Annotated in this window: 19 protein-coding genes and 4 pseudogenes; 8 read left to right on the top strand and 15 right to left on the bottom strand. The window is 72.0% G+C overall.

The genetic code is table 11. The annotated features are described in order from the left end of the window. Positions 1 to 48: 48 nt before the first annotated feature. Positions 49 to 1,863 (top strand): annotated as a pseudogene (locus ACQ86J_RS00505) (ABC-F family ATP-binding cassette domain-containing protein). A gap of 566 nt (positions 1,864 to 2,429) precedes the next feature. Here the strand turns inward: ACQ86J_RS00505 and ACQ86J_RS00510 are convergent. Further along, positions 2,430 to 2,720 (bottom strand): annotated as a pseudogene (locus ACQ86J_RS00510) (alpha/beta fold hydrolase); the annotation flags it as partial. A 108-nt stretch (positions 2,721 to 2,828) separates the two neighbouring features. Here ACQ86J_RS00510 and ACQ86J_RS00515 point away from each other — a divergent pair. The 3 genes from ACQ86J_RS00515 (at position 2,829) to ACQ86J_RS00525 (ending at position 5,960) form a co-directional block, all read left to right on the top strand. Beyond that, complete coding sequence (locus tag ACQ86J_RS00515; RefSeq protein ID WP_431269591.1) at positions 2,829 to 4,046, top strand: MFS transporter; 1,218 nt, start codon at positions 2,829 to 2,831, stop codon at positions 4,044 to 4,046. Positions 4,047 to 4,189: 143 nt separating this feature from the next. Then, positions 4,190 to 4,489, top strand: a complete 300-nt coding sequence (locus tag ACQ86J_RS00520; RefSeq protein WP_431269592.1) for a DUF1488 family protein — start codon at positions 4,190 to 4,192, stop codon at positions 4,487 to 4,489. 394 nt (positions 4,490 to 4,883) lie between these two features. Next, entirely contained in the window at positions 4,884 to 5,960 is a 1,077-nt protein-coding gene (locus ACQ86J_RS00525) for a M20/M25/M40 family metallo-hydrolase (protein WP_431272693.1), read from the top strand. A 139-nt stretch (positions 5,961 to 6,099) separates the two neighbouring features. On the opposite strand, the gene ACQ86J_RS00530 is transcribed toward ACQ86J_RS00525, so the two are convergent. Together ACQ86J_RS00530 and ACQ86J_RS00535 are read right to left on the bottom strand one after the other, a co-directional pair. Further along, positions 6,100 to 7,071, bottom strand: coding sequence for a tripartite tricarboxylate transporter substrate-binding protein (locus tag ACQ86J_RS00530; RefSeq protein ID WP_431269593.1), 972 nt, complete (start codon positions 7,069 to 7,071; stop codon positions 6,100 to 6,102). Beyond that, positions 7,068 to 8,036 carry a Bug family tripartite tricarboxylate transporter substrate binding protein gene (locus ACQ86J_RS00535; protein WP_431269594.1) on the bottom strand — a complete coding sequence of 323 codons (969 nt, stop codon included), beginning with the start codon at positions 8,034 to 8,036 and terminating at the stop codon, positions 7,068 to 7,070. Before ACQ86J_RS00535 ends, ACQ86J_RS00530 begins: the two co-directional genes overlap by 4 nt. Positions 8,037 to 8,172: 136 nt before the next feature. Between ACQ86J_RS00535 and ACQ86J_RS00540 the strand changes: the two genes are divergently transcribed. The 3 genes from ACQ86J_RS00540 to ACQ86J_RS00550 all read left to right on the top strand — a co-directional run bounded on the left by ACQ86J_RS00540 (position 8,173) and on the right by ACQ86J_RS00550 (position 11,305). Beyond that, complete coding sequence (locus ACQ86J_RS00540) at positions 8,173 to 9,183, top strand: Bug family tripartite tricarboxylate transporter substrate binding protein (RefSeq protein WP_431269595.1); 1,011 nt, start codon at positions 8,173 to 8,175, stop codon at positions 9,181 to 9,183. 53 nt (positions 9,184 to 9,236) lie between these two features. Then, positions 9,237 to 10,223 (top strand): Bug family tripartite tricarboxylate transporter substrate binding protein, encoded by a 987-nt coding sequence (locus ACQ86J_RS00545; protein ID WP_431269596.1) that lies wholly within the window; start codon positions 9,237 to 9,239, stop codon positions 10,221 to 10,223. 95 nt (positions 10,224 to 10,318) lie between these two features. Continuing rightward, positions 10,319 to 11,305: a Bug family tripartite tricarboxylate transporter substrate binding protein gene (locus ACQ86J_RS00550; protein ID WP_431269597.1), complete on the top strand. Its 987-nt coding sequence runs from the start codon at positions 10,319 to 10,321 to the stop codon at positions 11,303 to 11,305. A gap of 24 nt (positions 11,306 to 11,329) precedes the next feature. Here ACQ86J_RS00550 and ACQ86J_RS00555 read toward each other — a convergent pair whose 3' ends face one another. The 6 genes from ACQ86J_RS00555 to ACQ86J_RS00580 form a co-directional block, all read right to left on the bottom strand. Then, the gene (locus ACQ86J_RS00555; RefSeq protein ID WP_431269598.1) at positions 11,330 to 12,331 is read right to left on the bottom strand and encodes a VOC family protein; all 1,002 of its coding nucleotides are present in this window, start codon (positions 12,329 to 12,331) and stop codon (positions 11,330 to 11,332) included. A gap of 99 nt (positions 12,332 to 12,430) precedes the next feature. Beyond that, complete coding sequence (locus ACQ86J_RS00560; RefSeq protein ID WP_431269599.1) at positions 12,431 to 12,580, bottom strand: hypothetical protein; 150 nt, start codon at positions 12,578 to 12,580, stop codon at positions 12,431 to 12,433. Next, positions 12,562 to 13,146, bottom strand: a complete 585-nt coding sequence (locus ACQ86J_RS00565) for a hypothetical protein (RefSeq protein ID WP_431269600.1) — start codon at positions 13,144 to 13,146, stop codon at positions 12,562 to 12,564. The genes ACQ86J_RS00560 and ACQ86J_RS00565 overlap by 19 nt, the downstream gene beginning before the upstream one ends. After that, complete coding sequence (locus ACQ86J_RS00570) at positions 13,143 to 13,583, bottom strand: cupin domain-containing protein (protein ID WP_431269601.1); 441 nt, start codon at positions 13,581 to 13,583, stop codon at positions 13,143 to 13,145. The genes ACQ86J_RS00565 and ACQ86J_RS00570 overlap by 4 nt, the downstream gene beginning before the upstream one ends. A gap of 13 nt (positions 13,584 to 13,596) precedes the next feature. Beyond that, on the bottom strand, positions 13,597 to 14,022 hold the full coding sequence (locus ACQ86J_RS00575) for an amidohydrolase family protein (RefSeq protein WP_431269602.1): 426 nt from the start codon (positions 14,020 to 14,022) through the stop codon (positions 13,597 to 13,599). A gap of 17 nt (positions 14,023 to 14,039) precedes the next feature. Further along, positions 14,040 to 14,435, bottom strand: a complete 396-nt coding sequence (locus ACQ86J_RS00580) for an amidohydrolase family protein (protein ID WP_431269603.1) — start codon at positions 14,433 to 14,435, stop codon at positions 14,040 to 14,042. Between the two features lie 85 nt (positions 14,436 to 14,520). On the opposite strand from ACQ86J_RS00580, the gene ACQ86J_RS00585 reads away from it, so the two are divergent. Next, on the top strand, positions 14,521 to 15,462 hold the full coding sequence (locus ACQ86J_RS00585; protein WP_431269604.1) for a tripartite tricarboxylate transporter substrate binding protein: 942 nt from the start codon (positions 14,521 to 14,523) through the stop codon (positions 15,460 to 15,462). On the opposite strand, the gene ACQ86J_RS00590 is transcribed toward ACQ86J_RS00585, so the two are convergent. The 6 genes and pseudogenes from ACQ86J_RS00590 to ACQ86J_RS00615 all read right to left on the bottom strand — a co-directional run bounded on the left by ACQ86J_RS00590 (position 15,459) and on the right by ACQ86J_RS00615 (position 22,076). Then, positions 15,459 to 16,505, bottom strand: a complete 1,047-nt coding sequence (locus ACQ86J_RS00590; protein ID WP_431269605.1) for an aminopeptidase N C-terminal domain-containing protein — start codon at positions 16,503 to 16,505, stop codon at positions 15,459 to 15,461. The two genes, ACQ86J_RS00585 and ACQ86J_RS00590, sit on opposite strands and share 4 nt — an antisense overlap. Positions 16,506 to 16,641: 136 nt before the next feature. After that, positions 16,642 to 18,122, bottom strand: a pseudogene (gene pepN / locus ACQ86J_RS00595) (aminopeptidase N); the annotation flags it as partial. Next, positions 18,097 to 18,378: a N,N-dimethylformamidase beta subunit family domain-containing protein gene (locus ACQ86J_RS00600; RefSeq protein ID WP_431269606.1), complete on the bottom strand. Its 282-nt coding sequence runs from the start codon at positions 18,376 to 18,378 to the stop codon at positions 18,097 to 18,099. The gene ACQ86J_RS00600 and the pseudogene pepN, both read right to left, overlap by 26 nt. Further along, positions 18,351 to 19,868, bottom strand: a pseudogene (locus tag ACQ86J_RS00605) (N,N-dimethylformamidase beta subunit family domain-containing protein). The gene ACQ86J_RS00600 and the pseudogene ACQ86J_RS00605 overlap by 28 nt, the downstream one beginning before the upstream one ends. Before the next feature lie 409 nt (positions 19,869 to 20,277). Beyond that, entirely contained in the window at positions 20,278 to 21,423 is a 1,146-nt protein-coding gene (locus tag ACQ86J_RS00610) for an alpha-hydroxy acid oxidase (RefSeq protein WP_431269607.1), read from the bottom strand. A 14-nt stretch (positions 21,424 to 21,437) separates the two neighbouring features. Next, entirely contained in the window at positions 21,438 to 22,076 is a 639-nt protein-coding gene (locus ACQ86J_RS00615; RefSeq protein ID WP_431269608.1) for an isocitrate lyase/PEP mutase family protein, read from the bottom strand. Positions 22,077 to 22,104 lie beyond the last annotated feature (28 nt).

Raw genomic sequence — 22,104 nt, forward strand, 5'->3', positions numbered from 1 at the left:
CGCCAGGAGGCTTGACGCGGCGGGTCGGCCACCCCCCTTTCCCGCCGCATGGCCCCGCCCCTTCTCATTCTCCAGGACATCCACCTCCATCTCGGCACCACGCCGCTGCTGACCGGCGCGACCCTCTCGGTCGGCGCGGGGGAGCGGGTGGCGCTGGTCGGCCGCAACGGCTCCGGCAAGTCCACCCTGCTGCGGGTGGCGGCCGGGGAGATCCAGCCCGAGAGCGGCACCCGCTTCCTGCAGCCCGGCGCCACCCTGCGGACCCTGCCGCAGGAGCCCGGCTTCGGCGGGGCGCGGACGGTCTGGGAGCATGTCGAATCCGGCCTCGGCCCGGCGGACGACCCCTATCGGGCGCGCTGGCTGCTGGAACAGCTGGGCTTGACCGGGGAGGAGGCGCCGGGGCGGCTTTCAGGCGGCGAGGCGCGGCGGGCGGCGCTGGCGCGGGCGCTCGCTCCCTCGCCCGACATCCTCCTGCTGGACGAGCCGACCAACCACCTCGACCTGCCGGCGATCGCCTGGCTGGAGCAGGAACTGGCATCCTTCCGCGGCGCGCTGGTGCTGATCAGCCATGACCGCCGCTTCCTTGAACGGCTCAGCCGCGCCATGGTCTGGCTCGACCGCGGCGTGACCCGACGGCTGGAGCAGGGTTTCTCCGGCTTCGAGGCCTGGCGCGACCAGGTGCTGGAGGAGGAGGAGACCGCTGCCCACAAGCTCGACCGCAAGATCGTGCGGGAGGAGCACTGGATGCGTTACGGCGTCACCGCCCGACGCAAGCGGAACATGCGGCGCGTCGGGGACTGGCGGCGTTGCGGCAGCGCCGGCGGGAGACGCTGAAGGCGGCCGGCACCGTCCGCATGGCGGCGACCGAGGGGGAAGGCAGCGGCACCGTGGTGACCCAGGCCGACCGCGTCACCAAGGACTTCGGCGCAGGGCCGGTGGTGCGCGACTTCTCGACCCGCATCCTCCGGCGCGACCGGGTCGGCATCGTCGGCCCGAACGGCGCCGGCAAGACCACGCTGCTCAACCTGCTGACCGGCGCGCTGGCGCCGGATGCCGGGGAGGTGGCGGCTCGGCACCGGGCTGATGATGGTCACGCTCGACCAGAAGCGGGAAAGCCTCGACCCCGGGGTCAGCCTGCAGGCAGCGCTGACCGGCGGCAGCGGCGACCAGGTGGAGGTTGCCGGGCAGAAGCGCCACGTCATCGGCTACATGAAGGATTTCCTCTTCGTCCCGGACCAGGCGCGGACGGCGGTCGGGGTGCTGTCGGGTGGCGAGCGCGGCCGGCTGATGCTGGCGAGGGCACTGGCCAAGCCCTCCAACCTGCTGGTGCTGGACGAGCCGACCAACGACCTCGACCTCGAGACGCTGGACCTGCTTGAGGAGCTGCTGGCCGAGTATGCCGGCACCGTGCTGGTGGTCAGCCACGACCGTGACTTCCTCGACCGCGTCTGCACCAGCGTGATCGTCGCCGAGGGCGAGGGCCGCTGGCAGGAATATGCTGGCGGCTATTCCGACATGGTGGCGCAGCGCGGCCGCGGCGTGGAGGCGAAGGTGATGGACGCGGCGAAGCCGGCCGCCGCGCCGAAGCCCAGCGCGCCGGCCGCGCCGCCCCCGGCCGCGCGGAAACGCATGAGCTTCAAGCAGCAGCATGCGCTGGACACGCTGCCCGACCGCATGGCGGCGCTGGAGAAGGAGATCGCCACGCTGCGCACCGCGCTGATGGCGCCCGACCTTTACAGCCGCGACCGCGCCCGCTTCGACCGCTTCAGCGCCGCCCTGGCGGAGAAGGAGGCGGCGCTGGCCGCCGCCGAGGAGGAATGGCTGGAGCTCGAACTGCTGCGGGAGGAAATGGAGGCTGGCTGATCCCCGCCTCCTGGCTCAACCCAGCGTCCAGCGCCCCCGCTCGACGGTGGACAGGAAGGCCGCGACCTCCCGGTTGAAGGCCGCCGGCTCCTCCAGGTTGATCGCATGCCCGGTGCGCGGGCAGAGCCAAAGCCCGCATTCGGCAGCACCGATTTCAGCCAGACATTGGTGGCGACGCAGGGTCCGTCCTCGTCGCCGACCGCCAGCAGGGTCGGCACGGTCATTGTCCGGAGCTCCGCTTCCCAGTCGAAGATCGAATCCCGCTCGCCCTGGTAGTGCTTCATGGTCAGGCCGCTGCCGAGCCCGGAATGCTGCGACAGCCGCTCCATGTAGGCAGCCCAGCCGCGCGGGTCCTTCTTCTTCAGCTGGATTCGGGTCGGCGAGTGCCCGGTCTCCTCGGCCAGCTTGCCCGGCCAGCCCTGGGCGATCAGCTTGTCGCCGCGCGCCTGGCAGCCGGCGCGGAAGGCTGCCTGCTCCTCGCGCGGGGAGCCCGAGCCGGCGCCGGCCGGCACCAGCGAGATCGCCATCTCCGGATGCCGGATGCCGAAGAGGATCGCGGCGAAGCCACCCATCGACAGCCCGACGATATGCGCCTTCGGGATGCCGAGATGCCGCAGCACCGCGACCGCATCCTTCACCGCGAAGTCCTGGCCGTAGAGCTTCGGGTCGGTCGGCACGTCGGAGGGCGTGTAGCCGCGCGCGGCATAGGTGATGCAGCGATATTCGCGGGAGAAGAACCGCACCTGGTCCTCCCATTCACGGTGGTCGGCACCGAATTCATGGATGAACAGGATCGGCAGGCCATGGCCTGCCTCCTCGTACCAGATGCGCGCGCCTTCGGACGGGGCGTAGGGCATGGGATGTCTCCTCCGGATCTGCTTTCCGGCATCCTGCACCGGAACGCCGCCCGCGCCAGCCCCTTGGCAGCCGCACCGCGCCGGGCAAGGCTGCCGGCAACGCCAGCCATGCCACGGGACATCGAAGACTCCATGCACCCGCTGCGGCGGCTGCTCGCCCTGCCCGCCTTCCGCCGCCTCTGGGCGGTGGGCGGCATGGCCAATGCCATGCGCTGGGTGGAGATCCTGGTCGCCGCGATCTGGACCTTCGAGACCACGCACTCGGCGCTCGCGGTGTCGATGGTCGCCCTGATGCGGGCGCTGCCCCTGCTGGTCCTGGGCGCCGCCGCCGGCGCGCTGGCCGAGGTATTGGACCGCCGCCGGCTGCTGATGGCGGGGCAGGCCGCGACCTGCCTCGGCGCGCTCGTCGTCCTGGCGCTCGCCCTGTCCGGCATGCTGCAGGTCTGGCACCTGGCGGCGCAGGGATTCCTCGGCGGCCTCGTCTGGACCGGCGAGATGGCTTCGCGCCGCCGGATGCTGACCGAGGTTGCGGGCGAGCGCGACGTGGTCACCGCCGTCGCCTTCGACAGCCTGACGGCGAACACGACGCGGATGGCCGGGCCGCTGATGGGCGGCGCGCTGTACCAGTATCTCGGGCTGCCCGCGGCCTATCTGGTGGCCGCCGGCTGCTACGCGCTGACCTTCACGCTGCTGGCCGGCGTCCGCCATGACCAGACGACCCGGCGCTTCGTCCCGCGCCTGCTGCTGGCCGAGATGGCGGATGCGGTTGGCGTGGTCCGGCGGATGCGCGTGCTGCAGGCGGTGGTGCTGATCACCATCGCGATGAACGTCTTCGGCTTCTGCTTCATCGCGGTGCTGCCGGCCTTCGCGACGCTGGCCTTCGCCGCCAGCCCGGTGCAGATCGGCTTGCTTTCCGCCGCCGAGCCGGCCGGGGCGCTGCTGACCGGGCTGGTCCTGGCCTCCCGCCGCGGCGTGCCGCTCTCGCCGGCGCTGATGCTGGCGGGCGGCGGCTTCTTCCTGGTCTGCCTGCTGCTGGTGGTGCTCGCCCCGACCCTGCCGCTGGCCGTCGCGGTGCTGATGCTGGGCGGCGTCGGCACGGCGCTCTTCGCCGCCCTGCAGACCGCCCTGCCCGTCACCCAGGCGCCACCCGAGGCACGCTCCCGCGTGCTCGGCCTGGTCACCACCTGCATCGGCATGGGCCCGGCCGGGCAGTTGGCGATCGGCGCACTGGCCGATGGCTGGGGCCCGGCGGCAGCGATTCCAGTCATGGCCGCGGCCGGGGTGGCGATGGTGCTGGCGACGGCGCTGCATACGCTGCGACGCTGAACCGCTCGCGAGGCTGCTGCCGATGCGGCGCGGCCGGTTGTGCTGCGCGCCTTCAGGCCCCATCTGGGTAGTACCCGGGCCAGCTTCCGCCTGCATCGGGGCAACGTCATTGTCCGAGCCCGCCTCGGCTGGAGGATCACCTCATGTCCAAGGCTCCCCAGGCGAAGCCGGCGCTGCGTGCGCGGGTCGACGGTCGTCGCGTCCTGTTCGAGGTCGAGGTGGACGGCACCGCCTTTGCCTGTGCCATTTCGCTCGGCGCCCTGCAGGACATCAGCAACCGCCGCTGGCTCCGCCCGCCCGACGTCCTGCCTTGCTTCGCTGCGGCGCAGGAGCAGATCGAGGCGGTGGCACGACGCAAGCTGGCCGGGCGCTCGGCCGCGACCGGCGGGCTGATGAACCTCTTCTCCGACGATTTCGAGGAAGAGGAAGCCCCGGCGGAATAACGCCGCGCCCCGGTTGCCCACCGTGCCGCGCAGGACGAAGCTGCCGCCGCGGGACACGGAGCGGGCGGCATGAGCGAACGGGTGGCCGAATACCTGGCAGGGCAGCGGGAGGCGATCCTCGACCGGCTCTGCACACTGATCCGTTTCCCCTCGGTCAGCACCGATCCGGCCTTCGCCGAGGGTATGCGCGGTGCCCGCGACTTCCTGCTGGACCGGCTGCGCGCCATGGGACTGACCGAGGTCCGCCTGCTCGATGCCCCCGGCGGCCAGCCGGCGATCTTCGGCGCCTGGAGCGGCGCTGGGCCGGACAAGCCGACCATCATGATCTACGGCCATTACGACGTTCAGCCGGCCGATCCTCCCGCTGTGGCACTCCCCGCCCTTCGAGCCGACGATCCGGGACGGCCGGCTCTATGCCCGCGGCGCCTCCGACGTGAAGGGCTCTACCACCGTCGCGATCGAGGCGGTGGCGGGGTTCCTCGCGGTCGAGGGCGGCTGCCCGCTCAACGTGAAGCTCTTCCTCGAGGGCGAGGAGGAGGTCGGCAGCCCTTCCCTGCCCGCGCTGATCGAGGCGCATCGCGACCTGCTCGCGGCCGATGCGATGCTCTCCGCCGATGGCGGCGGCGCGGCAGGCCCGCAACCGGCGCTGAACATCGGCTGCCGCGGCATCTGCGCGCTGCAATCCAGCCTCCGCACCGCGGCGAAGGATGCGCATTCCGGCAAGGTCGGCGGCGCCATGCGCAACGCGCTGCACGAGATGGCGCGGCTGGTCGCCTCGCTGCACGACGAGCAGGGCCGTGTAACGGTCGAGGGCTTCCACGACGGCATTCCGCCGTTGTCCAACGCGCTGCGGATGGAGGCCGCCTCGCTGCCCTTCGACGAGGCGGCCTGGTATGCCGAGTTCGGCGCCACGCCCTTCGGCGATCCCGCCTACAGCGTACGCGAGCGCACCACCATGCGGCCGACCGTCGAGGTCAACGGCATGTGGGGCGGCTATACCGGCGATGGCGGCAAGACCGTCACCCCGGCCGAGGCGCATGCCAAGCTGACCATGCGGCTGGTCCCGGGCCAGGAGCCGGCGGCGGCGCAGGCGGCGGTGAGGGCGCATCTCGAGCGGCATGCGCCGGCCGGCGTAGCACTCGACTTCCATTACCGGCCCGGCGGCACCCGCGCCTTCACCCTGGCAGCAGACCACCCGCTGCGCGCCGCAGCCGCGGCGGTGCTGGTGCGGGAGAAGCGCGGCCGGCCGGCGGTGACGCGGCTCGGCGGCACGGTGCCGATCACCACGCTGTTCCAGGAAAGGCTCGGCATCGACAGCCTGATGTTCGGCCTGGCCAGCCCGGACGAGGACGCGCATGCGCCGAACGAGTTCTTCCGGCTGTCCTCGCTGGAAGAAGGGCTGCGGTTGTGGCCGATGATCCTGAGCGAGCTTGGGACGATGCGCGCGGCGGATTTCCGCCGGCGGGGCTGAAGGAAAGAAGGCTGGGGGAGAAGGTATTCTCCCCCAGGCCCCTCGTCTATTTCTGTGGCCCTGGCACCCGCCGCCCGGCGACGGTCGACTCACGAAAAGGATGGGTGGAGCTTGGCGAGGGTACTTCTTTCGCCCCCAGCTACGGCTCGTCCGCTTTGAACCCGCTCGCCTCGATTGCCGGCGCCCAGCGTGCTCGGTCGGCGGCGATGCGGGCGCGAAGCTGCGCCGGCGTCCCGCCGGTCGGCTCCAGCCCCATCGGCCGCAGCCGCGCCAGCGTATCCGGCGCATGCAGCGCCGCGGTCACCGCCTCGGCCAGCGCCAAGGCTCGCGGGTCGGGCAGGCCAGCCGGCGCGAACAGCGCGTTCCAGGCGCTGGCGACGAAGTCGCCGAGACCCTGCTCGTTGAACCGCGGCACCTCCGGCGCCAGGGACCAGCGCCCCTCGCCCAGGCTCTGCGCCAGCAGCCGCAGGCGGCCGGCGCGGTGCTGCTCGATGAACTCACCGCCGATGGTCAGCCCGGCCGGCACATGCCCCGCCTCCAGGTCCGGCAGCATGGCGCCGCTGCTGCGGTAGATCACCGGGGTCAGCGGCACGCCGGAGACGACGGAAAGGCGATGCACCATGAAGCGCGGCAGCCCGGTCGCGCTGTTCACCGCGACCTCGCCGCCGCCGCGCGCCCGCATCGCAGCCAGCCAGCCCTGCAGCGTGCCGCCACCCGGCGCGTCGGCCCGCACGGCGAGGCCGAAGGGGCTCTCGGTCAGGTGGCAGATCGGCGCCAGCTCGGCATCCGGGTCAATCGGCGGGCGGCGGAAGACCAGCGGCGCCAGCGCGGTGACGCCGATATTCGCCTGGACCAGGACGCTGCCGTCCGCCGGCTGGCCACGGGCCCCGAGCACCGAGGCGAAGCCGCCGGCGCCCGAGCGGTTGTCGGGAACGACCGGTCGCCCGAGCCGCTCGCGCAGCCCCTCCGCCAGGCTGCGGCAGAGGATGTCGGAGATGCTGCCCGGCGTGCCGTTCACCAGCAGGCGGATCGGCGCGCCGGCCTGCGCGCGCGCCAGCCCCGGCGCGGCGAGCAGGGCGGCGAGCGCATTGCGGCGACGCATGCGGCTCATTCGGCCCGGATGCCGAGCTGCTGGATGAGCGGCCCGAAGCTGCCCCAGAGGCCGCGCAGCATGGCCATCATCTCCGCCGGCCCCTTCGGCTCGACCTCGACGCCGACCGACTCGAACTGGCGGCGCAGCGCCGGCGTCGCCAGCCCGGCGCGGATCTCCGCCTCGAGCCGGTCGATGATCGGCTGCGGCGTCCGGGCCGGCACCATGATCCCGTTCCAGCCGCCGATGTCGTAGTCCGGCGGCCCGCCGGAGGTGGCGATCGGCGCTACCCCCGGCACCAGCGGGGATGGCTTCGCGGTGCTGAGGCCGAGCGCGCGCAGTTGCCCTTCCTGCACCATGCGCCAGGCGGCTGCGGGCGTGTCGATGCCGTAGTCGACCTGGCCGCCAAGCAGCGCCGCCAGCGCCGGAGCGCTGCCCTGGAAGGGCACGTGCAGCGCTTCGATCCCGGCCTTGGCGTTGAACAGCGCGGTCAGCAGGTGCTGCGCCCCGCCGACGCCCGAGGAGTTGTGGCTGAACTTGCCCGGGTTCGCGCGCAGCAGCGCCAAGAAGCCGCGCAGGTCCCGCGCCGGGAAGTCGGGCTTGACCAGCAGCATGAAGGGCGCCGGGCCGAAGGCGATGACCGGTGCCAGCTCGCGCTCCACGTCATAGGGCGTCCGCTGCACCAGCGGGCTGAAGGTGATCGGCCCGATCGAGGCGGAGAGCAGGGTGTAGCCATCGGGCGGCGCCTTGGCGACGGCATTGGTGCCGATCTGCCCGCCGGCGCCCGGCCGGTTCTCCGGCACCACGGTCTGGTCGAGGCGCTCCGACAGCCAGGCGGCGACCAGCCGGCCCTGGATGTCGGTGGACTGGCCCGGCGGCCAGGGGATGATGATGCGGAGTGACCGCGCCGGCCATCCCGCCTGGGCGAGGGCCGGCGTGGCGAGCAGCGGCAGCGCGGCGGCGCCGAGCAGGGTGCGGCGATGCATGGATCATGGCCTCCCGTTGCGCCCGTGCGGCCGCATCGGGGCCGGGCGCCTGCGGCCATTCTGCTGGGGCGATGCCGCGGCTGTCACGGGGAAGCTGCGGCGGCGGGCCTTTCCCCGGCGGCATCCCCGGTGTCTCATGCCGTTCCTCCGCGGCGGCGACCGCGGGACCGGGAAGGACCTCCATGCTGCCGCGCCGCTCGCGTTCATCCTCGCCCTGTTGTTGCCGGTGGCGCCGCGCGCCCAGGCGCCCTTCCCCGACCGGCCCATCCGCCTGGTCATCCCCTGGCCGCCCGGCGGCACCAACGACATCATCGGACGGCTGGTGACCGAGGGCATGGCAACGCGGCTCGGCCAGCCCTTCGTCATCGAGAACCGCGGCGGCGCCGGCGGCATGCTGGGGGCAGAGGTGGTGGCGCGGGCCGCGCCGGACGGCTACACGATCGTGCTCGGCGGGAGCGGCAGCCTGACCATCACCTCGCTCGTGCAGGCGAAGGTGCCCTACGACGTCGCCACGGCCTTCGCGCCGATCGGGCTCATGGCGCTCGGGCCGAACGTGATCGTGGTGCATCCCTCGCTGCCGGTGACCACGCTGAAGGAAGCTGCAGGCCGCGGCACGGCGCGACCCGCCGCTCTCCTATGCCTCGCCCGGCGTGGGCAGCACCGGCCATGCCGCGGGCGCGATGCTGCTGCAGGCGCTGGATGTCGAGATGGAGCACATCCCCTATCGCGGCACCGGCCCGGCGCTGAACGACATGGTGGCCGGCCGGGTGCAGGTCTTCACCAATGCGCTGGCGCCGATGCAGCCGCACATCCAGTCCGGCGCGCTGCGCGCCATCGCCATCGCCGGTACCAGGCGCAGCGCCGCCATGCCGGACCTGCCGACCACCGGGGAGCAGGGCTTCCCGCAGATCGAGGCGGCGACATGGTTCGGCCTGTTGGCCACCGGGGCACGCCGCCCGACCGGATCGCCAAGCTGCATGCCGCGCTGAACGCCGTCCTGGACGACCCGGGACTGCGCCGCCGCCTGCTCGAGGGCGGTGTCGAGGTCGAGCCGAGCGAGAGCCCGGAGGCCTTCGCCCGCTTCTTCGCCGAGGACCGCGCCCGCTGGGCGCCGGTGGTGAAGCGCGCCGGGATGACGGTGGAGTAGACTCGTCCCGCCGGGCGTGCTGCGCTTGCCGGAAGAATTCCGGGAGGCATTGCATGACCCGTCGCAGGACCTTGCTGCTTGGCGCCGCCGGGATGGCAGCCGCGCCCTCCCTCGCGCAGCCCCAGGCGCCGTCCCAGGGCCCCTGGCCCAACCGCGCCGCCCGCATGATCATCCCCTGGCCGCCCGGCCAGTCCACCGACCTGCAGGGTAGGCTGGTGGCGCAGATGCTGACCCAGCGCCTCGGCCAGAACGTGGTGCCGGAGAACAAGGCGGGCGCCGGCGGGCAGATCGGCACCGACTTCGTCGCCAAGGCGCCGCCCGATGGCTACACCATGCTCGCGGCCTCGATCGGGCCGATCACCTTCAGCCCGCTGGTGCAGCGCACGCCCTATGTGGTGGAGCGCGACTTCGCACCCGTCGCGGCCTATGGCATCTCGCCCTACATGCTGCTGGTGCGGCCCGACTTCCCGGCGGAGGATGCGCGCAGCTTCGTCGCCGCGGTCAAGGCCGCGCCGGGGAAGTACACCTATGCCTCCTCCGGCATCGGCGGCGCGCAGCACCTGCTGACCGCGGTGTTCAACGCCCAGGCCGGGCTGGATGCGCTGCACATCCCCTTCCAGGGCAGCGGCCCCGCCATGGCGGCCTTCCTGGGCGGGCAGATCGACTATGCGATCGAGACCATCGCCGCGGCCGGGGCGCTGGTGAAGCAGGGCAAGCTGCGGCTGCTCGGCATCACCACGAAGAAGCCGACCGCGCTGCTGCCCGGGGTGCCGCCGCTGGCCGAGGCGGCGGACCTGCCGAACTACGACATCGGCGGCTGGAACGGGCTGTTGCTGCCGGCCGGCACGCCGCAGCCGATCCTCGACCGGCTGCTGGCGGAGATCGAGGCGGGCTTCGCCACACAGGAGATGAAGGACCGCTTCCTCGGAATCGGGATCGAGCTAGCGCCGGTCGGCCCGGACGGCTTCCGCAGCCTGATGCGGGCCGAGGCGGCGCTGTTCGGCCCGGTCATCCGCCAGCTCGGCATCCGGGCGGAATAGTCATGGATTGATCCCGAGGAATTCCATTTCGCGTGGAAATCGCTTGGCACGGGACGCCGCCCACGCCACATGCGCGGAAACGCCAAGGGAACGCCATGATGCAACGCCGTCACCTGATGCTCGCCACCGCCGGCCTCGCCGCGCCCGTCCTCCTCCCTGCCGGGTCCGCCCGCGCCCAGGGCGCCTATCCCGGCCGCCCGGTGCGGATGGTGGTGCCCTGGCCTCCCGGCCAGGCGACGGATCTGATGGCACGGGTCACCGGCCAGCGCGTCTCGGAGCTCTGGGGCCAGCCGATCATCCCGGAGAACCGCGCCGGCGCCGGCGGCATGATCGGCACCGACAACGTCGCGAAGGCGGCGCCGGACGGCTACACCATCCTCGCCGCCTCGACCGGGCCGATCACCACGGCGCCGCTGGTGCAGCGCACGCCCTACGACCCGGAGAAGGATTTCGCCCCGGTCGCGATGATCGGCATCTCGCCCTACCTGCTGACGGTGAACCCGAAGTTCCCGGCCACCACCGCGGCGGAGTTCGTCGCCCGGGTGCGGGCGGAGCCGGGGAAATACACCTATGCCTCCTCCGGCACCGGGGCGGCGGCGCATCTGATCAGCCTGATGTTCCTCTCGGCGGCGAAGCTCGACACGGTGCACGTGCCCTTCCAGGGCAGCGGCCCGGCGCTGACCGCCGTCATGGCCGGCCAGGTCGACTTTGCCATCGACACCCTGGCCGCCACCGGCCCGCTGGTGAAGCAGGGCGGGCTGCGGGCGCTCGGCATCTCGCTGGGCGCGGGCAGCGAGCTGGCGCCGGAGATCCCGCCCCTGGCGCAGGCGGCCAACCTGCCGGGCTTCGATGTCGGCGCCTTCGGTGGCTACATGATGCCGGCCGGCACCCCGCCTGCGATCGTCGCCCGGCTGGCCGAGGAGACCGGGCGCGCGCTGGCGACGCCGGAGGTCCGGCAGCGCCTCGCCGGCATCGGCTTCCAGCCCCAGCACCGCGACACCGCCGATTTCACCGCCTTCCTGAAGACCCACAGGGAGGAGTTCCGCAAGGTGATCCTCGAGAACAAGCTCCAGGTCGACTGAGCCGGGGTGTCGGGCGGCGGGGTGCTACTCCGCCGCCTTCATCATGTCCCACCAGGCGCATTCGCCCTGCATCAGGGTGTGGTTGCCTGGCAGCACCTGCACCGGCGCGCGCTCGCCATCCGTCGCGGCCTTCAGCTTCAGGCGGCGCGCCTCGGCGCGCATCTCCGCGCTGCCCCATTGGCGGTCGTGGCCCCAGAGGCTGGGGCCGGAGGTCATCTCCACCGGCTGCCAGGTCGCCGGGTCCACCTGCCGCCCGCCCCAGCCATACTCGACCATGAAGCCGCCCGGGGTGCGGGCGTAGAAGCTGGTCATGAAGTCGTTGGTGTGGCGGCCGAGCGAGGTGGCCACGCGTCCCTCCTCGAGCGTCGCAAGGTCGTAGCCCTGGCCGACGTCGTCGAGGTTGAACAGCTCCAGCATCAGATGGTGCAGCCCGGCCTGGCCGGTCTCGATCAGCGCCAGCGAGTGGTGCCGCGGGTTCACATGCAGGAAATAGGCGTGGAAGGGGTTGGTGACGTAGTCGGAGACCCGGAAGCCCAGCAGGTCGCGGTAGAAGGGCAGCACATCCGCCATCCGCGGCACCGTCAGCACGGCATGGCCCATCCCCAGGGCGCCAGTGCGGAAGCCGCTGATGCAGCGACCGGGGCGGAAGGGCTCGGCGGTGTGCTCGGCGCCGTGCAGGATCTCGACCCGGTTGCCGAGCGGGTCCTGGGTCACGACCAGATCGGCGACGCGGCGCTGCCCGGCCAGCACCCGGTCGCCGCGGTCCACCGGCAGGCCGGTCGCCTCCAGCCGCGCCGCGGGCGCCGCGAGCGCCGCGGCATCCGCCACCTCCCAGCCGAAGAAACGGGCGCCGTCGCGGGCGCCGGGGCTGACGAGGATCCGCTGCCGGCGGTCGTCCATGCGGAAGGCCAGCTGCGCCGCGCTGCGTTCGGCGAGCTGAAGGCCAAGGAACTGCGTGCCGTAGCCGGCCCAGTCCTCGGGCGAGGTCGCCTCGATCCCGACATAGCCGAGCGCCTGGATCGCCATAGCCCGCTCCCTTCCTCGTTCCGTTGCGGCGCATGCTGGACCCGATGCCGGGCGCACCAAAAGCCGAGGATTGGGCGATGCGCGGATGGGGGCGCCGGCTTACGCTGCCACGGGCGCGGGCAAGACCCACAACGCCCTGGCGATGCCGCGGAGCCCGCCATCCCCGCCGAACAGCGCGGTGCCGGCCTGCAGCTTCCGTCCCTCCCGGCCGATCTGCCAGCCCAGCACGGTCACCGGCTCGCCCGGCATGATGCTGCCGTCCAGCCGCCCGGTGATGCGGCCGAGCAGCATGCGCTGCGGCGCGGCCTCCACCGTGAAGGCGAAGGCCCCGGCGCAGTCGAGCGCGGACCAGAGAATTCCGGGGCGATGCTGCCAGCGGCGTCGGCGAAGCGGGCATCCGGGTGCCACAGCGCTGCGGCCATTCCCGGCCGGCCCTCGACCTTCCCGGTGAAGACGCCGAGGCCACCGGGCGCGGCGGAGCCGCAGACGAAGCAGAGGCCGGTCGAATGGGTGAAGGGGCTGGCGAGGAACCAGCGGGTCGCTGCCGCGGCCTCGTCGCGCGTCGGCGGCGCGGGCGGGAGGAGGTCGAGCGTGGCCGCGCGCGCCTCGGCGACTAGGTTGCCCTCGGCGTCGCAGGCCTGCACTGCGGCGCCGTCGCGGCGGATGCCGAGAGGCACATCGACCGGCCAGCCGCGGCGCAACGTGACCTCGGCCGGCTGCACCCCGAGCAGCGCCGCCATCCGTCCGGCGACATAGCCGCCATTGCCGATGCCATCCGGGCCGCGGAAGCGGCCTTCGATCAGCGCGGTGGTCACTTCGACTCGGCCGGGGTGGAGGTGCCAGGGCCCTCGCCCACGATCAGCAGCACGGTGGGCTCGTCCTTGGCGCCGTCGTAGTGGATGCCGTGGCCATAATGGGTGACGAAGCCGCCGGCGGGCACGGCAAGGGTGCTCCCGGGGTCGAAGCGGGGGCCGGTGCCCATCCACCAGGTGCCGGACAGCACGGTGATGAAGCGGTCATTGGCGTGGAAATGCGGCCGCGACATGTGGCCGGGCAGCCATCGCACCATCACCGCGTAGAAGCCGGGCTTCGCGGGGTCGCCGACCAACACCGACTGCTGGTTGCCATTGGCGGTGACCGGGCCCCAGGGGATCTGCTCGGGCAGCCTGAAGCTGAGCACGCGCGGGTCGGGCTCGGCCGCCTGGACCGGCCCGGCGAGCAGCGGCAGCAACAGCAGCAGGCGCTTCAGCATCTTGGTGTCTCCCTCAGGCCCAACCGTAGAGCGCGGCCGGGTTGTCCACCAGGATGCGCCGGCGCGTCGCATCGTCCGGCGCCCAATGGCCGAGCAGGTCGAGCAGCCCGGCCTCCTCGATCGGGTAGTCCGGCGGGTTCGGATGCGGCCAATTGCTGGCCCAGAGGATGCGGTCGGGCGCGACGCCGATCGCGGCGCGGGCGATGGCGGTGACGTCCTCGTAGCGCGGCGGGCCGCTGAGCGAGGTGTTGTAGGGCGCGCTGGCCTTCATCCAGACCCGGCCGGTCTCCAGCAGCCGCAGCAGGGCGCGCACCTGCGGCCGATCGGGTGGCACCGGCGGGTGGAAGCGGCCGACATGGTCGATCACCACGGCGCAGGGCAAGGCGCGGATCGCCGCCCCGCGCTCGGGCAGCTCGGTGCCATCGGATTGCAGCTGCACGTGCCAGCCGAGCGGGGCTATGCGGGCGGCGACCGGGGCTGGGCGTCCCAGCCCTGCGGCGCGCCCTGCATCATGAAGAAGCGCGCGCCGCGGGCGCCGGCGGCGTGCAGGCGGCGCAGCTCGGCCTCCGGCGTCTCCGGCGTGACGACGACGACGGCACGGGCCGCCTCCCCCAGCGCGGCGACCGCATCCAGCGTGCAGGCATTGTCGGCGCCATAGGCGGAGGGCTGCACCACCACCGTGCGCGTCAGGCCGAGCCGCGCCAGCACCTTGCGCCAGGCGGCGAGGTCGGCCTCGAAGGGCGGCGGCTTGGCGGCGGTGGCGGCGAGCGGGTAGCGCGCCAGCGGCCCGTAGATATGCATGTGGGTGTCGCAGGCGCCCGGCGGCACGGGCAGGCGCGGCGTGTCGGGCATGGACGGTTCCTCCGGTAGCCGAGTGAAGGCGCGCGCGGCGTCGCTGTCCAGGCTAGGATGGCGGCAAGCGAACCGGGAGGACTCCATGCTGCATCGACGGCACCTGATTGCGGGGCTGGCAGCCGCGCCCGTCGCGGCGCGCGCGCAAGGCTGGGCCCCGACACGGCCCATCCAGTGCATCATCGGCTTCGCCCCGGGCGGCGGCGCCGACCTAATCGCCCGCGCCATCATCGAGGCGGCGCAGCCGCTGTTCCCGCAGCCCCTGGTCGTGGTGAACAAGCCCGGCGCCGGCGGCACCATCGCCGCGCAGCAGGTCGCCGGGATGCCGGGCGACGGCCATGTGCTGCTGATGGGCGGCGGGTCCGAGAGCACCAGCATCCCCGCCTTCCGCGCCCTGCCCTACGATGCCCGCAACGGCTTCCGCGCGGTGATCCGGCTGATGCGGCAGCAGATGTTCATCCTGGCCAGGGCGGACGGTCCCTACCAAACCATGCCGGAGGCGATCGCCGCCGCGCGGGTTAGGCCGCAGGCGGTCAGCCACGGCTCCTCTGGCAATGGCTCGATCTACCACGCCGCCTTTGTGGTGCTGGAGAAGCGCGCCGGCGTCGAACTGCTGCACGTGCCCTTCACCGGCGGCGCGCCAGGGCTGCAGGCGGTCGCCGCCGGCCAGGTCGACCTGATGGTGGCGAGCCCCGAGGAGTTCCGCGGTCTGACCGATGCCGGGCTGCTGCGGGTGCTGGCCTGCTGCTCGGCCGAGCGGGCGGCCGGCTATCCAGAGGTACCGACGCTGAGGGAGCTCGGCTGGGACATGGCACTGGAGAACATGAAGGGCTGGGTCGTGCCGGCGAATACGCCGGATGCGGCGGTGACGTACCTGCACGACCGCTTCCGCGCCGCGATGGCGCGTCCGGGCTGGCAGGCCTTCGTCCAACGCGCCGGCGAGACGGACGGGTATCTCGACGGCCCAGGCTTCCAGGCGGCCATGGCCGCGGTGCTGGATGCGATCGGCGGCGCGGTGAAGACCTAGAGCAGCGCCTTCGACGCCTTCTCGAAGGTCCCCTTCGACAGGTTCGGCGTGTCCAGCACCCGCTGCAGCTCCTGCCGCATCAGCGTGCCGCGGGCCGCCGATTGCCGGCGCCACTGGCCAAGCGGCCCGACCAGCCGGGCGGCGATGGAGCCGTTGATCGGATCCAGCGCGACCACCGCATCGGCGAGGAAGCGATAGCCCTCGCCCGACAGGTCGTGGGATTGCGACGGGTTGCCGCTGGCGAAGGCGCCGATCAGCGAGCGCGCGCGGTTGGGGTTCTTCAGGTCGAAATCCGGGTGCAGGTAGAGCGCGCGGACCGCGGCGACCGCATCCGGCCGTGCCGCCATGGCCTGGATGGAGAACCACTTGTCCAGCACAAGGTCGTCGCCGCGCCAGCGGGCATGGAAGGCGGCGAGCGCCTGGTCGCGTGAGGGGCCGTCGGTATCGGCCAGCAGGGACAGCGCGGCGAGGCTGTCCGTCATGTTGGTCGCGGCGTCGAACTGCGCCTTGGCCAGCGACGCCTCGCCTGCGGCGACGAGGTAGGCGAGGCAGGTGTTGCGCAGCGCACGGCGGCCAATGGCGGTGCCGTCGATCCGGTAGGGCCCGCTCTCGGCCAGCGCGTCGTAGGTGGCGCGTAGCGCCGGGCCGCAGCGGCGGCCGATCTCGGCGCGAAGGTGCTGGCGCACGGCGTGGATGGCAACGGGGTCGGCGATCTCCATCTGGTCGGCGAGGAAGCTCTCGCCCGGCAGCGACAGCGCCTCGGCGGCGAAGGCGGGGTCCGGCCCGGCGGCGGCCAGGGTATTCGCCACCGCCTCGGCCAGCGCGTCGTCGAAGCCGGGGGCGTCACCGCGCTGCTGCGCCGCGACCATCTCCAGCATCACCGAGGCGGCATATTGCAGCCCGCTCTCCCAGCGGACGAAGGGATCGGTGTCGTGCACCGAGAGGAAGCGCAGGCGGTCCCGCGACACGCCGCGCAGCCGCACCGGGGCGGAGAAGCCGCGCAGCAGCGAGGGCACCGGCGGCGCCGGGACATCCTCGAACACGAAGCTCTGCTCGGCGCCTTCCAGGAGCAGCGTCCGGGTGCCGGGGCGCGCGGCGTTCTCGCCGGCGAAGCCGCGTCGGCAGCGGGGCGCCGTCCGGGCCGAGCAGGCCCATGGCGACGGGGATCGGCACCGGGCGCTTCTCGGGCTGCCCGGGGGTCGGCGGGACCGTCTGGCTGAGGGTCAGGGTGAAGCGGCGCGCGGCCGGGTCGTAGCTGTCGGATGCGGTCAACTCCGGCGTGCCGGCCTGGTCGTACCAGCCATAGAAGGCGGAGAGGTCGATGCCGGAGGCATCCTGCATGGCGGTGACGAAATCCTCGATCGTCACCGCCTGGTTGTCGTTGCGGGCGATGTAGAGGTCCATCCCGCGGCGGAAGGCGGCGGCGCCGATGCGGGTATGGATCAGGCGGACGACCTCCGCTCCCTTCTGGTACACCGTCGGCGTGTAGAAATTGTCGATCTCGATATAGCTGTCCGGCCGCACCGGATGCGCCATCGGCCCGGCATCCTCGGGGAATTGCGCGGCGCGCAGGCCGCGCACGTCGCGGATGCGCTTGACCGCGCGGCTGCCCATGTCGGCCGAGAATTCCTGGTCGCGGAAGACGGTCAGGCCTTCCTTCAGCGAGAGCTGGAACCAGTCGCGGCAGGTGACGCGGTTGCCGGTCCAGTTGTGGAAATACTCGTGCGCGATGACCGTCTCGATCCCTGCCAGTCGCCGTCGGTGGCGCTCTCCTGGCTGGCGAGGACGTATTTCGTGTTGAAGACGTTGAGGCCCTTGTTTTCCATAGCCCCCATGTTGAAGTCGGAGACGGCGGCGATGTTGAAGACATCGAGGTCGTATTCGAGGCCGAAGACCTCCTCATCCCATTTCATGGACCGCTTCAGGCTGTCCATGGCACAGCCACAACGGTCCTCGTCGCCGCGGCGGACGTAGATGTTCAGCGCGACGTCGCGGCCCGACCGCGTGGTGAAGCGGTCGGAGACAGCCGCGAGGTCGCCGGCGACGAGCGCGAAGAGGTAGCTCGGCTTCGGGTGCGGATCGACCCAGCGGGCCCAGTGGCGCCCCTGCCCCGCATCGCCGGCGCCGTCCGGATTGCCGTTCGAGAGCAGCACCGGCACGCGCGCCCGGTCGGCGGTGATCGTCACGGTGTAGCGCGACATCACGTCGGGCCGGTCGGGAAGAAGGTGATGCGGCGGAAGCCCTCCAGCTTCGCATTGGGTGTAGGATTGCGGCCCGAGGTATAGAGGCCGGAGAGCGCGGTGTTCTTCTCCGGCGCGATGCGCACCACCGTTTCCAGCACCGCGGCCTCCGGCAGGCCTGGCGATGGTCAAGGACCCGTCGGCGGCGAAGGCCAAGCGCGCCGGCTCCAGCACCGCGCCGTCGGGCTTTGCCTCCACCAGGGTCAGCCCGTCGCCGTCCAGGTGCAGCGGCGCATCCGGCGCCGCCGCCGGGTTGCGCCGCCGAATCAGCCGCGCCCGCACCGTGGTCGATGCCGCCTCGAGGTCGAAGTCGAGTTCGACCGTGTCGACCAGGAAGGCCGGCGGCGCGTAGTCAGAGCGGCGGATGGTGACGGGGGTGTCGGTCTTCATGCAATCAGGCCTGGAACCGGGTGAGGACATTCTCGAGCATACGCGAGATGGAGTTCGCGTAGCCGTTGTGCGACAGGCTGCCGCAGAAGGTGATGGACCCCGTGGAGAAGACCGCGCCGCCGTTGCGCGTCTCGAAATAGACGATCTCGGCGCGGATCAGGTCCTCGGGCTTCTCCCCGGTGACGGTGGTGAGGTTGGTCAGCATCTCCTCGTGCACCACTACGAAATGGTCTTGGTGATCCTCCGACCGGGCGAGGATCACGGCGTTCGGCGGCGTGCCGAGCACCGGGTCGGCGCGGTCCAGCTCGAAGCCCGCGGCGCCGCCGCCGAAAGCCCGAAGCCGCCGAAGGTTTCGCCCTCGACCCCTTCCATGATCCAGGCGGCGCGCGGATCGTCGGCGCCGGGCATGCGGCGGTAATGGCTGCCCTCGAAGCGGCCCTGGCTGCTGAAGCCGACGCCGCAGAGCATCTGCGGCGGCCTTCCATTGCGGCGCCAGAGCCCGCCGAGCGTGCCGTCAAGCCGGTGGAAATACTCGCCCGGCTCCGCCGCCCAGGCGCGGATGCCGCCCTCGGCGCGGCGGATCTCCAGCACATGCGGCCGGTCCGGCCGGCGCCCCACCTTCCAGTAGAAGCTGTTGCCGCCGAGATTGGCGAGCCGCCCGCCCTGCGCGACATAGGCCTGCAGCGCGTCCAGCGTGCCCTGGCTGTGGTATTCGGGATGCGAGCCGGTGACGACGCATTTGTAGCGCGCGAGCAGCGGCAATCCCTCGTCGTCCAGGTCCTCGTCGGTGATGACGTCGAAGGCGATCCCTTCTCCTCCATCCAGTCGGTCAGGTGGCTGTCGGCCGGCAGGTGCCGCAGGCCGGAGCCCTTCGGATCGGGCACCGCGACGAAGCCCGGCCGCATGTTCATGATCGGCCGCAGCCGGGTGGACAGGTGGATGCCGCTGCCGTCGACATGCGCGTTGTAGGTCGAAAGCCCATAATCGGTGACCAGGTTGCCGCACCAGTCGAATGCGCCCCAGGACTGCCGCTTCGCCCGATGCTCCTCGGGGAATTCCGGGCGCCGGTAATTCGCATAGACCTGGCAGGTGAAGGTGTTGGCCAGGTAGGCCACCGCCGCACGTGCCTCGCCCTTTGGTGGCAGCACGAAGAGGGATCATGTCCCAGTGCGCGCCAGCGGTCAGCCGCACGGCATAGACGCCGCTCGGCAGGTCGCGCGGGATCGTCATGGTGAAGTCGGTCGCCCAGCGGCAATCCTCGAGGTCGTCCTCGTGGAAGTGGATCGCCGCGTAGTGCCGCGGTGCGTGGCGCCAGGCATGCTCCGCGCCGGTCCAGCGGCTGCCCTTCACCGCGCGCGCCGGCAGGTTGACCAATCCGCCATGGAGTGCCGAGGGACCGCGATCGTGCAGCGCCTCACCCTCCGTTGCCTCGGCGAAATCCCACCAGGCTAGGACGCGTCCCGAGGCAAGCAGCGCCGCGGGATCGTCCAGCGTGACGCGCGGTGTCCCGCGCAGCAGCAAAGGATCCTCGATCCGACCGTTGAAATGCGCGGTGGCATCCGGCGCGGCGGCGAAGGTGATCGCGGCCTCTCCGGACCAGTCGGCGACCGGCAGCGACGCCTCCGCCGCCCCGGCATCTGCCGCGCCCCAGACCTGCTGCAGCGGCCGTTGCGCCAGCGTCAGCCGGCCATTGCCGACGGTGACGGCAATCTCGTACCAGCTGCGGCGCTGCGGCGGCGCGGCGGTGGCGCATCGGGCCGTCGCGCCGTCCTGCATCACCTCCACCGCAAAGCCGGCGGTGGTGACGAGACAGCGTCAGCGCCCCGCCCTCGCCCGCCAATGCCAGCACCACCTGCGGCGCCTCCCGCGGCAACCAGGGCGAGACGCGCAGCAGCAGGGAGAAAGTGTCGCCGAGCGGCAGCCGGCCCGCGGCGCGGCCGAGCGCGCCGCTCGGCACCGGCTTGGCGACGGAGGGATACTCGCCCGCCCAGTCAGCCGGCACAGGGATCAGCTTCATCCCAGGCCCGGCCGGATTGGGATCGGCATGCCGCACCCGCACCAGCTCCGCCTGATAGGGCATGGCGAGCTGCGAGGAGACCTTGACCTCGAGTCGCTCGCCCGGCCTTGCCGAGAAGCGATCGAGATATCCGATCAGCGGCACCACCATCATCCATCCCCCGCGCCATCACCCGGTCAGGGTGGACAGGCGCCGGCGATGGCGCAAGCGAGCTAGCGGTAGCCGGGGTCCGCCAGATTGGTCAGCGGGAAGGCGCTGTGCACATGCGGTTGCACCACCGGCGCGACCGGGTGCAGGTAGCTGCCGTCGAGCTGGCCGAAGGCGGTGACGCCGAGCAGGCCGAGCACCTCGTGCACCTCGGTCTCCAGCAGCCGCAGCATCTGCGCGACACCGGCCTCCCCGGCCGCGGCCAGGAGCATAGCAATAGAGCCGGCCGATGCCGACCAGCTCGGCGCCGAGGGCGATTGCCTTGACGATGTCGGTGCCGCGGGAGAAGCCGCCGTCGATCCAGACCTTGGCGCGGCCATCGACCGCCTTCACCACCTCCGGCAGCACCGCCAGCGCGCCGCGGCCATGGTCGAGCTGACGCCCGCCATGGTTCGAGACATAGACCACCTCGACACCATGCTCGCAGGCGATCGCCGCATCCTCGGCGGTGGCGATGCCCTTCAGCGCCAGCGGCGTATTGGGAAAGCGCGCCTTCCAGCGCTTCACGTCGTCCCAGTTCAGCGCCGCCTGGAAATGCTGTCCGGTGGCCCGCGTCCGCCAGGGCTTGACGAAGCGCTTGGCGATGTCGCGCTCGCGCCGGCTGTAGATGGCGGTGTCGACCGTCATGCAGAAGGCGTCGTAGCCCGCATCGATCGCCTGCTGGGTGATGTCGCAGATCCAGTCGAAGTCGCCGCGGACATAGAGCTGGAAGACCTTGATGCCGCCCTTGGTCGCCTCCGCCATCGGCTGCAGCCCGGGCATGGAGACGGAGGAGACCATGATGGGCACGCCATAGGCCGTGGTGGCGCGGCCGGCCGGCGCGCCGCCCTCCGGGTCGAAATTCTCGAGGCCGCCGACCGGCGCCAGCATCACCGGCAGGGTGATGCTGCGGCCGAGGAAGCGGCCGGAGACGTCGATGCTCGACACGTCGCGCAGCACGCGCGGGCGGAAGGCCCAGGCGTCGATCGAGGCGCGGTTGCGCAGCATCGTCGTCTCGGTCTCGGTCGCGCCGACCAGGTAGTCCCAGTTGCCCGGGCTCAGCCGCGACTTCGCCTCCTTGACGAATTCATGCAGCGTGAGGAAGGGGCTTTCGGGTTCGTTGCTCATCGTCGTTTCCTTCGTCACGCGCCGCCCAGGAAGTCCTTGGTCCAGCGCCTGTAGTCGCCGTCACGCGTTATGCGCGGCATCAGTTCCTTGTCCGGCAGGCCCTGCAGCTGCTTCGGCGGCGTGCCGTCGCGCAGCGCCTTCAGCGTCTCGAAGACCGCGCGCTGCGCCGCCATGATCGGCTGGTGGCCCTGCAGCGCGATGCGGACGCCGCGGGCCGCGAGGAAGCCGCGGTCGCTCAGCTCCGGTCCCTCGGCGCCGCCGAGGATGATCGGCCGGGTCGCCACGGCGAAGATCGCGTCAAGCTCGGCGGGCTTCGTGATGCCGGTGTAGAACAGCGCGTCGGCGCCGCTGGCGGTATAGGCCTTGGTGCGTTCGACCGCATCGGCCAGCCCGGTGACGTTGACCGCGCTGGTGCGGGCGACGATGCAGAAGGAAGGGTCGTCGCGCGCCGCGAGGCCGGCGCGCACCTTGCCGAGCCCCTCCTCCAGGCTCAGCAGCGTCACCGCGCCATCGCCATAGCTGCGCGGCAGGACGGTATCCTCCAGCGTCATCCCGGCGATGCCGGCGGTCTCGACCTCCTGCACCGTCCGCATCGCGTTCAGCGCATTGCCGTAGCCATGGTCGGCATCGACCAGCACCGGCAGGCGCTTCACCGCGCGGCAGATGCGGCGGCACTGCTCG

It is taken from the genome of Dankookia sp. P2, assembly GCF_050632255.1.
Classification (GTDB): domain Bacteria; phylum Pseudomonadota; class Alphaproteobacteria; order Acetobacterales; family Acetobacteraceae; genus Paracraurococcus.